Raw genomic sequence first — 15,516 nt, forward strand, 5'->3', positions numbered from 1 at the left:
GTTCAGCGCCGCCTGAGCGGACGCGGACGGCTCGCCCCGAGGGGCTCAGGCGGATCAATCCGCCGAGCGCTGTCGGGGACGGCCAGGACGCTTCTCGGGGCGATGCGATCACTGCGGCTGCACGTTGGAGACGCCGTTCTCGTAGGGAACCCGCTCCAGGGGCATGTCCCACGGCAGCAGGTTCCACGGGCTGGCCGGGTCGGTGGTGAGGATCCCCAGGGCCGTCCACACGCGGTCCGACCCCGCGTCATCGGAGCCGCCGCCGTGCCAGAGCAGGTAGCCGCCGTGGAACGCCTCGGCCAGCTGGTGCCAGCTCGCGTAGCGGCGCTGGAGGTCCGTGGCGACGCGCCGCAGCAGGTTGTGCGTCTCCACCGGGCTCAGCCAGTCGAGCGTGGCGCCCCCGCAGGCCAACCGGATCAGGTGCACCGACTTCCACCACTGGTAGGCGCCGATGACCACGGTCTCGGCGGAGTCGTCCGACCCGGTGATCTCGCGCATCCGCTCGACCTGCTCGGGCGTGAGCCGGATCCGCTGCTCTTCGCGCTGCCCCTCGGGATCGCGGCTGCGCGCCGTGCCCGTGCGCAGATCGACGACCAGGTCGGCGCGGTCCCCGGCGTGCAGCTCATCCCAGAGGCGATCGACCGTCGCCAGCAGCGTCTGCCGGTTGACGATGCCCCACTCCTGCTCGAAGACCCTGCGGTAGCGCCGGCGCAGCTGCGGCCGGACCACCACGTCCCAGGGCTCGGCCAACGCCACGCGGAACGGCGCGGCCACCGCCGCGGCCCAGCGCTCGGTGCTCAGCGGCGCGTCGGGGTTCTTGGTGCGCAGCGTGGGCGCCTCACGGGCGCCGATGACCAGCTCGGCGAAGGACCCGGCCGCCAGCGCCACGATGGGCAGGATCGCCCACGCGCCCTGGTCGGCCACCACGAGAACGACGATGAGCAGTGCGAGGGGAGCCATCAGCCACGGCTGTCGCCGCTGAGACCCCCAAGCCACGACGGCCCAGGCACCGATCGTCAGCGCCCCAACCACCCCGGCGACCGCGGTGAACACCCCGCACTCCCTTCGCAACGGGTCCCGGCGCGCCGTCGACGTCGACTGACGATGCCGCTACCCGGACCACTCCCGATTACAGGATCGGGGACTATAGCCCGTCGTGGCGACCAAACCCACGGGTTGTGCCCAGGTTGTAGCCGTGATGTGACCGGTCCTGGTCACTAAGGTGCGCTGGGCATGGCAAACGTCCTGTTCAGGGCCTTCCAGGGTGGGTAAGTCTCAGTATTTCGGGCCGACGAACGAGTCCAGGAGAGCGACCGAGGGCTTCTTGGCGATGGAGACGATGCCTTGGACCTGGTGGCCCTCCCTGCCCCGCTTCCATCGAAACTTCCATTCGATGCCGAGCAGGTCCAGCATGACGACGAGCAGTCCCAGAATGTCGCGGGAGGCGTTGGAGAAGAAGTAGCGAGGGTACTCGTAGTACTTCCACTCGCCGTCGACCATGCGCCGCACGCGGTTGGTCGTCCTACAGCCGTCTGAATGGATGAGCCCGCGCACGAACTCACGGGGATGGTTCTCGACGATAGCGATCTGCCACTCCGCTAGTGAGATCTGGCGTTCGTGCTTGCGGCGGGCGCCGTGCTGAGGGAAGATGCACAGCCAGTGCTTCCAGTACGCCTTCACGTCCTTGCAGCCGGTCCTGTTGACGACGATGACGCGATGATTCGGTAGCACGGTGTGCAAGGCGTTGGTGCACTCCTGGACCAGGCCAGGCCAGTCGTTCGCGCAGGAGATCTGGAGGGCCCACACCTTCTTCGCTCGTTCTCCCACATAGCCGATATAGCCGTCGCCGAGATACAGGCCGAGGAGGTAGGAGTAAGCGCGGTGGTCCAGGCTTGCCCCCGAGCACCGGGGGCAGTAGGTCTCCGATTCGTTCTTCGTGGAGCGTCGTCTTCGTCCTGTCCGCCAGTTCCGGACGGACTGGACGGAAACATTGCATGCCTGAGCTACGGCATGGTCTGTCCATCCTTGGGCGTGGAGTCGCAGGGCCTCGTTGACGGTTGCGCGGGGGTACATACGCCTAGCGTGCCGCGGCGTTCGTACGGGAGTTCGACTATCCACAAGAAAATAACCCCCGAATGGCTCGGAGGAGCTGTTCGGGGGTGGGGTGCGCGGGTGCCGGAAGTGGGATTCGAACCCACAAGCCCTTTCGGGCAATCGCTTTTGAGACGATCGTGTATACCATTCCACCATTCCGGCATGATCCGGACGTCTGCCTCATTTGGCTGAGAAGCCGGATCAGGGTATCGACTTGGCTCCAGTGGGCCCGCCGACGTCCCGGAGTCTACACGTCCTCGGTAGGCTCATGTACGTGACGACGACGCAGAGCCGCGTGGTGATCGCGGAAGACGAGGCCCTGATCCGGCTGGACCTCAAGGAGATGCTTGAGGAAGACGGCTATGCCGTCGTTGGGGAGGCGGGTGATGGCGAGACGGCGATACGTCTCGCGACCGAGCTCAAGCCGGACCTTGTCATCCTCGACATCAAGATGCCTGTCCTGGACGGGCTGTCCGCCGCCGAGCGCATCGCGGCGGAGCGGATCGCTCCGGTCGTGATCCTGACCGCCTTCTCCCAGCGCGAGCTGGTCGAGCGCGCGCGGGACGCGGGTGCGATGGCGTATCTGGTCAAGCCCTTCAACAAGGCGGACCTGGTCCCCGCGATCGAGATGGCGGTCAGCCGGTACGCCGAACTCTCCGCCTTGGAGGCGGAGGTCACCGGGCTCCAGGACCGACTGGAGACGCGCAAGCTCGTCGAGCGCGCCAAGGGGCTGCTGCAGAGCCGACACGGGCTGAGCGAGCCCGAAGCGTTCCGGTGGATCCAGAAGAACTCGATGGACCGGCGGCTGACCATGCGCAAGGTCGCTGAGACCGTGATCGAGACGCTGGAAGGGCAGCCACCCCAAGGGGAGAAGTAGACCCACCCGACCGACAGCGCGTCGACCGCCGCACCGATAGCTACCAGGGCGCGCCTCCCGGACCGTATCCGGAAGGCGCGCCTTTTTGTATGCCACGTGTATGTCGCCCGACACGCCCGACGTCGGGTGGGAAGTAACGCAGCGTCACCGTCGGCCCCGATGAAGCGGGGCGGCGGCGCCCCACGTCACACACGATCTTCGGCCGCGCCGCACGCGCCTTGAGAGCGCTCCGTCGGGCGGGTATCACAGAGAGTCTCACCAGGTCAGAGGTAATAACCCCGGTTTCGTCCCGGGGTTTCGGTCTCCGGTCAACCGGCTTCGTGTCCCGATTTGATCACGTATGTACACAAAGGGGTGACGTTTGGGTCACGTGGCTTAAGGCGTGCTGAATGACCTGGGTAAACCGGGCTAAACTCACGCCACCGAACAGCAAAGAACCGGTCTGGCGCCCCTGCCCGGATCGGCCATCCTAAAATGCGCAAGGAGTGCGCGTGCGCACACGCCTCGTGACAGTGCTGCTCGCCGCGATCACCGCAATCCTGGTGATCCCGGTGCCGGCAGCGGCAGACGTCCAAGGCGGTGAGTCGCTGACCGGACAGATTCGCGCCCCAGGGAGCGATGAGGGTGTCGAAGGCATCGACATCACCGTCACCCGAGACGGCGCGGACATCGGAACGGCGACCACCGACTCTGCCGGCGAATGGACCGTGGAACTCCCCGAACCGGGGGACTACCGCGTGGTCTTGGACGCAGAGTCCGTACCCGACGAGTTCACCCTCCGGGCGAAGCCCGGCCCCGAACGGGATGTCACCGTACGGGAGGGCCGATCCTTCACCGTGGTCTTCCCCCTGGTCCCGGCCGGGCAGGAAGACGTGGAGAGCACGCCGAGCTCCCCATCTCCCGACGACGGGGACGCGGACGGCGCCTCACCGGGGGAGGGGTCCACACCCGTTGGCGACGAGGACGAGGGCGTGGTCGAGGCTCCCGGCGTCGAGGCCGGAACTCCCTTCGGTTCGAAGGTCCTGCAGCTCGCCCTCTCCGGGGTCATCTTCGGCCTGATCATCGCGATCTCCGCCGTCGGCCTCTCGCTGATCTTCGGCACCACCCGGATGATCAACTTCGCCCACGGCGACATGGTCACCTTCGGCGCCATGATGGCGATGATGTTCAGCAACATGGCGCTGTTCTCCAGCTTCAACGCTCTCTTCGACGGCGTCCCCGTGCTGGACTTCGCCACCAACCCGCTGGTCATCGGCCTCCTCCTGGCGGTCGTCCTCGGCGGCCTGCTCGGTGCGGGCATGGAACGTTTCCTCTGGCGCCCACTGCGCCGCCGCAACGTCGCGCTGATCCAGATGTTCATCGTGACGATCGGTCTCGCGCTGATCCTGCGGCACCTGCTGCTCGTCGCATTCGACGCCCGGCGCACCAAGTACCCCGAGTTCCGCATCCAGGAGATGATGCAGCTCGGCCCGTTCGCCATCACGTCCCGCGACCTCACCATCCTCCTGCTGTCGATCGTGGTCCTGGTGGCGGTGGCGAGCATGCTGCAGCTCACGCGGATCGGAAAGGCGATGCGCGCCGTCTCCGACAACCGGGACCTCGCCGAGTCGTCCGGCATCGACGTCGACCGGGTCACGCTCTACGTCTGGGGCCTCGGCGGCGCCCTGTCGGCGCTGGGTGGCGTCTTCCTCGGGCTCAACCAGACCGTCTACTGGCAGATGGGCTTCCACCTGCTGCTGCTGATGTTCGCCGCGGTGATTCTGGGCGGTCTCGGTACCGCTTACGGGGCGATGGTGGGTGGCCTGGTGATCGGCCTGATCGCCCAGCTGTCGACGCTGTGGTTCGCGCCGCAGCTGATGAACGCCTGGGCGCTGGCGATCATGATCATCGTGCTGCTGGTCCGGCCCCAGGGAATCCTGGGCCGACGCGAGCGGGTCGGGTAGGGGAGTAACGACGATGGACATTCTGAACATCCTCACCGCCTCCCTGGAGTCGGCGATCGGGCCGATCGCGGCGATCTACGTGCTCGCGGCCATCGGGCTCAATATGCACTTCGGCTACACGGGCCTGCTCAACTTCGGCCAGGTCGGCTTCATGCTGGTCGGCGCGTATGGCGTGGCCATCCCGGTGGTCGTCTACGGCCAGCCGCTGTGGGTCGGACTGCTGGTGTGCGTCGCCTGCTCCGCCCTGCTGGCCCTCCTCCTGGGCATTCCGACGCTGCGGCTGCGCGCCGACTACCTCGCCATCGCCACGATCGCGGTGGCGGAGGTCGGGCGCCTGCTGTACCGGGCGGAGTTCGCCCGGCCCCTCACCGGCGGCGTGTACGGCCTGCAGGGCTTCGCCACCGACTTCAACGAACTCAACCCGATTCCATCCGGGCGCTACGACTTCCTCGTCGTCTCCTACTCCTCCCGTCAGCTGTGGCTGATGCTGGCCATCTGGGGCCTGGTCGTCCTGGCGCTGGCGATCACGGCGCTGCTGATCCACAGCCCCTGGGGCCGTGTCCTCAAGGGCATCCGGGAGGACGAGGAGGCCGTGCGCAGCCTCGGCAAGAACGTCTTCGCCTACAAGATGCAGAGCCTGGTGCTGGGCGGCGTGTTCGGCGGCCTGGCCGGCGCGATGATCGCGCTGAACCAGCAGAACATCACGGCGGACCAGTTCATGCCGCAGGTGACCTTCTACCTGTGGGCGATGCTGCTGCTCGGCGGCGCCGGGCGCACGCTCGGCCCCGTGATCGGCCCGATGGTGATGTGGTTCCTGCTCACCGCGTTCGACGAGACGCTGCGGGCGCTCTCCCGGGCGGAGGTGCTGCCGTTCATCGGCAACGCCGACATCGGCGCGCTGCGGCACGCGTTCGTGGGCATCGCTCTGGTGCTGTTGATCATCTACCGGCCGCAGGGAATCATCGGCAACCGCAAGGAGATGCTGGTCAATGTCAAGTGACGCGATGGAGCCCGGGGGCCAGGGCACGGGCGCCGTGCTCGACCGGATGGCCGGTGTCGAGCCGCGTCCGGGCGTGGCCAAGCCGGATCCGATTCTGCGGGCGAGCGGGGTGCGCCGCTCGTTCGGCGGGCTGACCGCCGTGGATGTGGGGCACCTGGAGGTGCAGCGCGGCACGATCACCGCGCTCATCGGCCCGAACGGGGCCGGAAAGTCGACGCTGTTCAACCTGCTGACCGGGTTCGACCGGGTGGACGCGGGCGAGTGGTCCTTCGAGGGCCGACGACTGAACGGCATGCCCGGCCACAAGGTGGCCCGGAACGGCATGGTGCGCACCTTCCAGCTCACCAAGGCGCTGACCAGGATGACCGTGCTGGACAACATGCTGCTGGCGGCCCAGGGCCAGATGGGGGAGCGGTTCTTCGGCTCGTTCCTCCGGTGGCAGTGGGCCGGCCAGGAGCAGGACAATGTGCGGCGCGCCATGGAGTTGTTGGAGCGCTTCAAGCTCGACACGAAGAAGGACGACATCGCGGGCAGCCTCTCCGGTGGGCAGCGCAAGCTGCTGGAGATGGCCCGCTCACTGATGGTGAACCCGTCCATGGTGATGCTGGACGAGCCGATGGCCGGGGTGAACCCGGCGCTGGTGCAGTCGCTGCTCGGGCACATCACGGCGCTGCGCGACGAGGGCATGACGGTGCTCTTCGTCGAGCACGACATGGACGTCATCATGGGCATTAGCGACTGGATTGTGGTCTTGGCCCAGGGGCAGGTGATCGCTGAAGGACGGCCCGACGACATTCGCTCCAACGAGCAGGTCATCGACGCCTACCTGGGCGCGCATCACGACGAGCCTGGCAGCGGCGGCGAGTCCGCCGACGCCGGGAACTCCGGCGATGACGGCACCGCGGCCGGTCAGGAGGAGGGCAGATGAGCGAGTACCCGGGGGCGGGCCCCCGCCCCACACCCGACCACGGTCAGGGCCACGCCCACGGCCCGGCGCATGACCACCCGCACGACCACGGGCCGGAGACGGCGGAGGAGGCGGCCGCTCTGCAGGACGTGCGCGAGGACGTGCTGGAGCACGCCGGTCGTACCGTGATCGAGGACTATTCCGACTACCTCCTGGTCGCCGAGGAGATCGAGGCGGGGTACGTCCCCGAGGTCAACATCCTCAACGGCTGCACCCTGACCCTGGGGGAAGGGGAGGTCGTCGGCATCATCGGTCCGAACGGCGCGGGCAAGTCCACGCTGGTCAAGACCATCTTCGGGCTGATCCCGGTGCGCGGGGGCTCGATCGCGCTGCGCGGGGAGGGCATCGCCAATCTCAGCGCCCACGAACTGGTGTCGCGCGGGGTGGGCTACGTGCCGCAGACCCGGAACGTCTTCCCGTCGCTCACCGTCGAGGAGAACCTGGAGATGGGTGCCTTCCTGCGCCCGAAGGCGTTCCATCGGCGCTTCGACGCGGTGGCCGAGGTGTTCCCGCTGCTGGCGCAGCGCCGCCGCCAGAAGGCGGGTGCGCTGTCCGGCGGTGAGCGCCAGATGGTCGCGATGGGCCGCGCCCTGGTGATGGAGCCGTCCGTGCTGCTGCTGGACGAGCCCACCGCCGGACTGTCGCCGATCTTCCAGGACGAGGTGTTCCGGCGCGTCAGGGAGATCAACGCGACCGGTGTCTCGGTGATCATGGTGGAGCAGAACGCACGCCGCTGCCTGCAGATCTGCGACCGCGGCTACGTGCTGGACCAGGGCCGCAACGCCTACACGGGGACCGGCCGTCAGCTGCTGGACGACCCCAACGTCATCGAGCTGTACCTGGGAACCCTGGCCAAGGCGGGCTAGTCCCGGCACCGGGAACACGAGCGCGCACACGAGGGGCGGTGCCACAACGGCACCGCCCCTCCGTCGTGCGCGGGAGACCTCGCCGATCGGGTTCTCCCATCGCGCCGGGGCCTTTCGGCCGGTGATCCCAGGCGTGCATCCGGAACGACGGACAACGACCGACAACGTCAGAGGCGTGCCCCGGGGCATCGCGCGGAGCGGGAGAGACCGGGGTCTGCTGGGCGCCCCAGCCCCCCTCCGCCCCGCTGCCGCTTTTCACCGCAGAACACCGGAGGAGCGGAGCAGGCCGACCCAGCAGACCCGCTGTCCCTGGCAGCACCTGGCCCCCGGACGGCGGTCCGGGGGCCAGGGGTGCGGGGCGATGGTTGTGGTGGGTTCGGCGGGCTACGGGACGGTGATGGACTCGTGCTTCACGTGCTTGCCGCCGTCCTCGAAGCCGTAGACCTGGAAGGTGGCCTGGCTGACGTCGCCCTTCTCATCCAGGTTGATGGGGCCGCTGACGCCTTCGTAGTCGATGTCCTTGCCTTCGCGGATCAGGTCGCGGCACTGGGCGAAGGAGGTGCACTTCTCGCCGTCCTGGGTGACGGGGGCGAGTTCCTTGACGAAGACGGTCGGGTCGGTGCTCTCGGCCTGCTCGGCGGCGAGCGCCGCCACGATGGCGCAGTCGAAGATCTGGCTGGAGAACTGCATGATCTCCAGGTCCTCGTCGAACGCCTGCAGGTCCTTGACGAAGCCCGCTTCACCGACGTCGGGCGCGGTGCCCTGGAACCCGTCGATGATGCCGGGGTTGTCCGAGTCGACCGAGGAGCCGAGCGTCTCGTCGTTCAGACCGTCCGTGCCGTACATCTGGTCGGCGTCCACACCGGACTCCAGCAGGCCGGTGATGATCTGCACGCCCTCCTCGAAGGCGACCATGACGACGGCGTCGGTCTTCTGGTTGGCGATCTCCGTGACCACGGAGTCGAAGTTCGGGGCGTTGGGGTCGTAGCCTTCCTGGTACTTGACCTCGATACCGTTGTCCTTCATCGCCTGGGCCGCGGCGTTGGCCAGGCCCTCGCCGTAGTCATCGGCGCGGTAGGCGATGGCGACGTTCTGGTGGCCGTCGCTGGCGACCTTCTGCGCGAGGACCGGTCCCTGCAGCAGGTCGCTGGGGGCGGTGCGGTAGTAGTACTCGGTCGGCTTCTCCTCGGTGAGACCGGGCGCGGTGTTGGAGCCGGAGCACTGGACGGTCTCCGAGCCGGTCACCGTGTCGATGATGGCCAGGGTCATGCTGGAGCTGGCGGCGCCGAGGACGACGTCCACGTCGTTGTCGACCAGTCGCTGCGCGGCGTCGTTGGCCTGTGCGGCGTCGTTGGCCTCGTCGCCGGTGAGGATGGCGGGAACCTCCTGGTCGAGCACGCCCCCCGCTTCGTTGATCTCGTGCAGCGCGAACTTCGCGCCGCTGATCTGGGGAGGTCCCAGGTGGGAGAGGTCGCCCGTCTCCGGGAAGACGTACCCGAACTGCAGCGCTTCGCTGTCCGCTCCGTCGCCGTTACCGCCACAGGCGGCGGCTCCGAGGGTGATGGCCGCGGCCGCCGCGGCGAGGCTTAGGGCCTTCTTGCCTGGCATCGAGGACTCTCCGTTCAACCGGCTGTTAGCGATGGGGACGGGTCGCCGTTCGAAGCCGCATGGTGAGGGCTTCGCTTAATGTCCGGCGTTAGCGCGACTTAATCATCAGCGTTCATGAACCGGAAGATTGTTGGTCATGTCGGTGCAGAGTCGGGTTCATGCCGTTATCGCTCTGTAGTCATGTTTCGCTGGTAAATACGCAGATCAGAGCGGTTGGTTGGCAAATAAAGCGACGCAATGGCCGGATGTCGCTACCCTGGGTGATCCTATGTTCGGGTCTCGGTCACGTTCTTCCCAGCGACGTCTTCCCAACAACGACAGTGGGGGTGGGGCCACCGATCCGGCGGCCCCACCCCCACAGGGATGGAAAGGGATGAATTGGGCTCAGGCGTCGCGCAGTAGGCAGGTCAGCCGCGAGGTGCACACCCGCCGTCCCTCGTCATCGGTGATGGCGATGTCCCAGGTGGCCAGCGTGCGGCCCAGGTGCACCGCCGTGGCCACACCGGTCACGTACCCCTCGGTGGCGCTGCGGTGGTGCGTGGCGTTGATCTCGATGCCGACGGCGATCCGGCCCTCGCCCGCGTGGATCGCGGAGCCGACCGACCCCAGGGTCTCGGCGAGGACACACGACGCGCCGCCGTGCAGCAGGCCGTAGGGCTGCGTGTTGCCGGACACGGGCATCCGGCCCACGACGCGCTTGGCCGAGGCCTCGCTGACCTCCAGCCCCATCCGCTCCCCGAGCCCACCGCCCGCGTTGGTGTTCCCCATCAGCTCGGCGAGCTGCTCGGCGTCCAGCGTCATCGTCCCCTGCCCTCTCTCGAAACTCCGTCGGCGACGCCCGAAAACACGGGCCGCCCGGATGACCTGGCGCGTCCAATCGCAAGGGACGCGAAAATGTCCGCACCGCATCCTAGGATTTGCTTGTGGTGAAGACTCAACAGACCCCCGATCAGAACAGTCCCTCCCCGGCCGCCGGGGGTGAGGCCGCGGGCCGTCGGCGCCTACTGCTGCTGGACGGCCACTCCATGGCCTTCCGCGCCTTCTTCGCGCTGCCCGTGGAGAAGTTCGCGACGAGCACCGGCCAGTCGACCAACGCGGTCTACGGCTTCACCTCGATGCTGATCAAGCTGCTGCGCGACGAGCAACCCACGCACATCGCGGTGGCCTGGGACCTGTCCGGTCCGACGTTCCGGCACGAGGTGTACGAGGAGTATAAGGACGGCCGCGCCGAAACCCCGCAGGAGTTCCCCTCCCAGGTGGAGCTGATCCAGGAGCTGCTGCGGATGATGGGCGTCACCAGCGTCTCAGCCACGGGCTTCGAGGCCGACGATGTCATCGCGACCCTCGCCCAGCGGGGCGGCGCCGAGGGTATGGAGGTGCTCATCGCCTCCGGCGACCGCGACGCGTTCCAGCTGGTCACCGACGGCTGCACGGTGCTCTACCCGGGCAAGAGCCTGTCGGAGCTGACCCGGATGACCCCGGAGCGGATCGAGGAGAAGTACGGCGTGCCGCCGGGCCGCTACCGCGACCTCGCCGCGCTGGTGGGGGAGAAGGCCGACAACCTCCCCGGTGTCCCGGGCGTCGGTCCCAAGACCGCCGCCAAGTGGATCACCAAGTACGGCTCCCTGGACGAACTGGTCGCGCACGCCGACGAGGTCACCGGCAAGGCCGGGCAGAACTTCCGCGACCACCTCGACGACGTCCTGCGCAACCAGCGGCTCAACGAGCTCGCCACCGACGTCGAGGTCGGCGCCCCGGTCACCGAGCTCACCATGCGGGAGGCCGACCCCTCCTCCATCAACTCCCTGTTCGACGCCCTGGAGTTCGCCTCCACCCTGCGCGACCGCCTGTTCGCCGTGGTGGGGGCCGACGCCGAGCAGGGTGAAGACGAGTCCGAGAACAACGCCGAGGACTTCTCCGTCGACCTGACGGTCCTGGGCACCGGCGAGGTCGGCGCCTGGCTGCGCGGCCACGCCTTCGATGGCAAGCGTGTCGGCCTGGCGCTGTCCGGGGAGTGGGGGCGCGGTACCGGGTCGATCAGCGGCCTGGCGATCGCCGCCGCCGGCGGAGCCGCCGCCCACATCGACCCCACGGCCCTGGACGCCGACGACGAGCGGGCGCTGGCCGCCTGGCTGGCCGACCCCGCCCACCCCAAGGCGGTGCACGACGCCAAGGGCCCCATGCTCGCGATGGCCGCCCACGGCTGGGAGCTCGGCGGCCTCACCAGCGACACCGCGCTCGCCGCCTACCTGGTGCAGCCCGGCCAGCGCAAGGTCGACCTCGTCGACCTGTGCCGCAAGTACCTCAACCGCGAGCTCAGCGAACACACCGGCGGCGGCGAGCAGCTCACCCTCGACGTCACCGGGGAGGGCGACGCCGCCGACACCGCACGGCGCGATCTCGCCCTGCGTGCCCGCGCCACCCTCGACCTGGCCGTGGGCCTCGACTCCGATCTGCGCAAGCGCGGCGCCGACCGCCTCCTCGCCGACCTGGAGCTGCCCCTGGTGCGGGTCCTGGCCGCCATGGAGCGCACCGGCATCGCGGTCGACCGCGCCTACCTCGACGGCCTGGAGGAGGAGTTCGCGGCCGCGGTGCGCCAGGCGGTGGCCGAGGCCCACCGTGTGGTCGGCCACGAGTTCAACCTCGGCTCGCCCAAGCAGCTGCAGCAGGTGCTGTTCACCGAGCTGGAACTGCCCAAGACCAAGCGCATCAAGACCGGCTACACCACCGACGCCGACGCGCTGGCCTGGCTGGCCACCCAGACCGACCACGAACTCCCGGCGATCCTGCTCCGCCACCGCGACCAGACCCGGCTGCGGACCACGGTCGAGGGCCTGATCAAGACGATCGCCGAGGACGGCCGCATCCACACCACCTTCAACCAGACGGTGGCGGCCACCGGGCGGCTCAGCTCCACCGACCCCAACCTGCAGAACATTCCCGTGCGCACCGACGCGGGGCGGCGCATCCGCCGCGCGTTCGTCGTCGGGGAGGGGTACGAGGACCTGCTGACCGCCGACTACAGCCAGATCGAGCTGCGCATCATGGCGCACCTGTCGGAGGACGCCGCGCTCATCGAGGCCTTCCAGACCGGCCACGACTTCCACGCCGAGATCGCCGCCCGCGTGTTCAAGGTCGGCGTCGACGAGGTCGACGGCGAGGCCCGCGCCCGGATCAAGGCGATGAACTACGGCCTGGCCTACGGGCTGAGCGCCTATGGCCTCTCCTCCCAGCTGGGGATCACGCCCGACGAGGCGCGCGGCCTCATGGACGACTACTTCGCGCAGTTCGGCGGGGTCCGCGCCTACCTCCACTCGGTGGTCGAGCAGGCGCGCCGCGACGGCTACACCGAGACGATGCTCGGCCGCCGCCGCTACCTGCCGGACCTGACCAGCGACAACCGCCAGCGCCGGGAGATGGCCGAGCGGATGGCGTTCAACGCCCCCATCCAGGGGTCAGCCGCCGACATCATCAAGGTGGCGATGCTCGACGTGGACGCCGCGCTGCGGGAGGGCGGGTTCACGTCGCGGATGCTGCTGCAGGTGCACGACGAACTCGTTCTGGAAGTGACTTCGGCCGAGTTGGCGGATGTCCGAAAACTGGTATCGGAAAAGATGGCGAACGCCTATGCTCTCCGTGTGCCGCTGGCCGTGTCGGTCGGCGTCGGCCGCGACTGGCACGACGCCGCCCACTAGGCGTTCCGTGCGGGCACGGCGTGTTCCGCGACGGACCCGACGCCCACTGGCGCCGGTGCGGTACGCGCACCCGTTGTGAAGATCCAGGGAGAGGAGGGGCCGACGATGCCGGGCTGTGTCCGGGTAGTCCTGGTCGACAGCGAGCTGCGGTGGCGTTTCTCCCGCTCCGGGGGGCCGGGCGGGCAGCACGTCAACACGTCCGACACGCGCGTCGCGCTCTCCCTGGATCTCACCGCCACCACCGCCCTCACCGACGACCAGCGTCGGCGCGCGCTGCGGCGGCTGGAGGGCCGCCTGGTCGACGGCGTGCTGACCGTCACCGCCGCCGACAGCCGCTCCCAGGCCCGCAACCGCGACCTGGCCCGGGAGCGACTCACCGCCGTACTGGCCGAGGCGGCCGCGCCGGGGCCCCGTCCCCGTCGGGCCACCCGCCCGAGCCGGTCGGCCAAGGAGCGCAGGCTGAATTCCAAGCGCCGCCGCGCCGAGCTGAAACGGACACGCGCGCGGCGGTTCGACGACTGATTCGGGCGTGCGCGCTCGAATCCGCGACCCTTGATGCGTGAGAGGGGCCACACTCTGACGTGGGACGAGTGAGAGTAGAATGCCCCGGTTGCGGTCTTGGTCCGTTAGACGGCCGGGATTCCGATTGACCAAGACGCCCGCGTCTCATATTCTGACCGGAGCGTTGTGGACTCGCATGCGCAGCTCGACCTCGAAAGTTCGTTCCGAGTGAGGCAGACCGACCGCCTCTACCTGGGGCGCACCGGAGCCGGGTGGGCGCGACGGTCGCTTGGCACTTGCGGATAGGCGGGGAGACCCCCGGGGCGTTCATGGCTCCGGAGTCGCCGTCGTTGTCCGGCGGTCCGCCGGGTGTCCGTTCGATTTCGCAGCGCGCCCATTTCTGTCCATATCCGTGTCCGGAGTCCACCCACACATGACGAGCAGCACCGAGGCAACCTCGACACCCCAGGTAGCGGTCAACGACATCGGGTCCGAGGAAGCCTTCCTCGCAGCGATCGACGAGACCATCAAGTACTTCAACGACGGTGACATTGTCGAGGGCACCATCGTGAAGGTCGATCGAGATGAGGTCTTGCTCGACATCGGTTACAAGACCGAGGGTGTGATCCCTTCCCGCGAGCTCTCGATCAAGCACGACGTCGACCCCGGTGAAGTGGTGTCCGTCGGCGACCACGTCGAGGCCCTGGTCCTCCAGAAGGAGGACAAGGAAGGCCGCCTGATCCTGTCCAAGAAGCGCGCCCAGTACGAGCGCGCCTGGGGCACGATCGAGAAGATCAAGGAAGAGGACGGCGTCGTCACCGGTACGGTGATCGAGGTCGTCAAGGGCGGTCTGATTCTCGACATCGGCCTGCGGGGCTTCCTGCCGGCCTCCCTGGTCGAGATGCGCCGCGTCCGCGACCTCCAGCCCTACGTGGGCCGGGAGCTCGAGGCCAAGATCATCGAGCTCGACAAGAACCGCAACAACGTGGTCCTGTCGCGCCGCGCCTGGCTGGAGCAGACCCAGTCCGAGGTCCGCCAGACGTTCCTCAACACCCTGCAGAAGGGCCAGATCCGCAAGGGCGTCGTGTCCTCGATCGTCAACTTCGGTGCGTTCGTCGACCTCGGCGGCGTCGACGGTCTGGTGCACGTCTCCGAGCTGTCCTGGAAGCACATCGACCACCCGAGCGAGGTCGTCGAGGTCGGCCAGGAGGTCACCGTCGAGGTTCTCGACGTCGACATGGAGCGCGAGCGCGTCTCCCTGTCCCTCAAGGCCACCCAGGAAGACCCCTGGCAGCAGTTCGCCCGCACGCACCAGATCGGCCAGGTTGTTCCCGGCAAGGTCACCAAGCTGGTTCCGTTCGGTGCGTTCGTGCGCGTCGAGGAGGGCATCGAGGGCCTGGTCCACATCTCCGAGCTGGCCGAGCGCCACGTCGAGATCCCGGAGCAGGTCGTCCAGGTCGGCACCGAGATCTTCGTCAAGATCATCGACATCGACCTCGAGCGCCGCCGCATCAGCCTCTCGCTGAAGCAGGCGAACGAGGCCGTCTCGCCGGACCAGGTCGACTTCGACCCGACGCTCTACGGCATGTCCGCCGAGTACGACGAGCAGGGCAACTACAAGTACCCCGAGGGCTTCGACCCCGAGAGCGGCGAGTGGCTCGAGGGCTACGAGACCCAGCGCGACGAGTGGGAGCAGCAGTACGCTCAGGCGCAGGCCCGCTTCGAGGCGCACCGCAAGCAGGTCGAGGAGGCCCAGGCCGCTGAGGCCGAGGCCGCCGAGGCGCCGGCCGAGGCCGCTGAGGCCGCGCCGGCCGCTCCGGCCAGCACCGGCGGTGGCGGCGGCAACGCCGAGGCGTCCTCCGGTGGCGCCCTCGCCTCCGACGAGGCGCTGGCCGCGCTGCGCGAGAAGCTCGCGGGCGGCGGCGAGTAAGGTCGCCGCGGTTCCCTGAGGCGAATCGCTGAGGG

General features: G+C 68.4%; 12 protein-coding genes and 1 tRNA gene. 8 read left to right on the forward strand and 5 right to left on the reverse strand.

Annotated features, from left to right (window positions below; genetic code table 11):
• Positions 1-108: 108 nt before the first annotated feature.
• From CDO52_RS12525 to CDO52_RS12535, 3 genes are all read right to left on the reverse strand, one after another.
• Positions 109-1,053, reverse strand: coding sequence for a DUF1266 domain-containing protein (locus CDO52_RS12525; protein ID WP_017616904.1), 945 nt, complete (start codon positions 1,051-1,053; stop codon positions 109-111).
• A 222-nt stretch (positions 1,054-1,275) separates the two neighbouring features.
• Positions 1,276-2,073, reverse strand: coding sequence for a helix-turn-helix domain-containing protein (locus CDO52_RS12530; RefSeq protein ID WP_026125438.1), 798 nt, complete (start codon positions 2,071-2,073; stop codon positions 1,276-1,278).
• A 100-nt stretch (positions 2,074-2,173) separates the two neighbouring features.
• Positions 2,174-2,256 (reverse strand) — tRNA-Leu (locus CDO52_RS12535).
• A gap of 106 nt (positions 2,257-2,362) precedes the next feature.
• Here CDO52_RS12535 and CDO52_RS12540 point away from each other — a divergent pair.
• The 5 genes from CDO52_RS12540 to CDO52_RS12560 all read left to right on the forward strand — a co-directional run bounded on the left by CDO52_RS12540 (position 2,363) and on the right by CDO52_RS12560 (position 7,747).
• Positions 2,363-2,971 (forward strand): ANTAR domain-containing response regulator, encoded by a 609-nt coding sequence (locus tag CDO52_RS12540; RefSeq protein WP_017616902.1) that lies wholly within the window; start codon positions 2,363-2,365, stop codon positions 2,969-2,971.
• Positions 2,972-3,462: 491 nt separating this feature from the next.
• Entirely contained in the window at positions 3,463-4,914 is a 1,452-nt protein-coding gene (locus CDO52_RS12545; protein WP_017616901.1) for a branched-chain amino acid ABC transporter permease, read from the forward strand.
• Between the two features lie 13 nt (positions 4,915-4,927).
• Entirely contained in the window at positions 4,928-5,914 is a 987-nt protein-coding gene (locus CDO52_RS12550; RefSeq protein WP_017616900.1) for a branched-chain amino acid ABC transporter permease, read from the forward strand.
• Complete coding sequence (locus tag CDO52_RS12555; RefSeq protein ID WP_394296707.1) at positions 5,904-6,842, forward strand: ABC transporter ATP-binding protein; 939 nt, start codon at positions 5,904-5,906, stop codon at positions 6,840-6,842. Before CDO52_RS12550 ends, CDO52_RS12555 begins: the two co-directional genes overlap by 11 nt.
• On the forward strand, positions 6,839-7,747 hold the full coding sequence (locus CDO52_RS12560) for an ABC transporter ATP-binding protein (RefSeq protein ID WP_017616898.1): 909 nt from the start codon (positions 6,839-6,841) through the stop codon (positions 7,745-7,747). Before CDO52_RS12555 ends, CDO52_RS12560 begins: the two co-directional genes overlap by 4 nt.
• Before the next feature lie 384 nt (positions 7,748-8,131).
• Here CDO52_RS12560 and CDO52_RS12565 read toward each other — a convergent pair whose 3' ends face one another.
• Positions 8,132-9,355: an ABC transporter substrate-binding protein gene (locus CDO52_RS12565; protein WP_017616897.1), complete on the reverse strand. Its 1,224-nt coding sequence runs from the start codon at positions 9,353-9,355 to the stop codon at positions 8,132-8,134.
• A gap of 384 nt (positions 9,356-9,739) precedes the next feature.
• Positions 9,740-10,156: a PaaI family thioesterase gene (locus CDO52_RS12570; protein ID WP_017616896.1), complete on the reverse strand. Its 417-nt coding sequence runs from the start codon at positions 10,154-10,156 to the stop codon at positions 9,740-9,742.
• 122 nt (positions 10,157-10,278) lie between these two features.
• Between CDO52_RS12570 and polA the strand changes: the two genes are divergently transcribed.
• The 3 genes from polA (at position 10,279) to rpsA (ending at position 15,481) form a co-directional block, all read left to right on the forward strand.
• A complete protein-coding gene (gene polA, locus CDO52_RS12575; RefSeq protein ID WP_017616895.1) occupies positions 10,279-13,050 on the forward strand; it encodes a DNA polymerase I in 2,772 nt (923 codons plus the stop codon).
• A gap of 105 nt (positions 13,051-13,155) precedes the next feature.
• On the forward strand, positions 13,156-13,572 hold the full coding sequence (arfB, locus tag CDO52_RS12580; protein ID WP_017616894.1) for an alternative ribosome rescue aminoacyl-tRNA hydrolase ArfB: 417 nt from the start codon (positions 13,156-13,158) through the stop codon (positions 13,570-13,572).
• Between the two features lie 412 nt (positions 13,573-13,984).
• Entirely contained in the window at positions 13,985-15,481 is a 1,497-nt protein-coding gene (gene rpsA / locus CDO52_RS12585; RefSeq protein WP_017616893.1) for a 30S ribosomal protein S1, read from the forward strand.
• The last annotated feature ends 35 nt before the right edge of the window (positions 15,482-15,516 follow it).

The sequence above is a fragment of the Nocardiopsis gilva YIM 90087 genome, assembly GCF_002263495.1.
GTDB lineage: Bacteria > Actinomycetota > Actinomycetes > Streptosporangiales > Streptosporangiaceae > Nocardiopsis_C > Nocardiopsis_C gilva.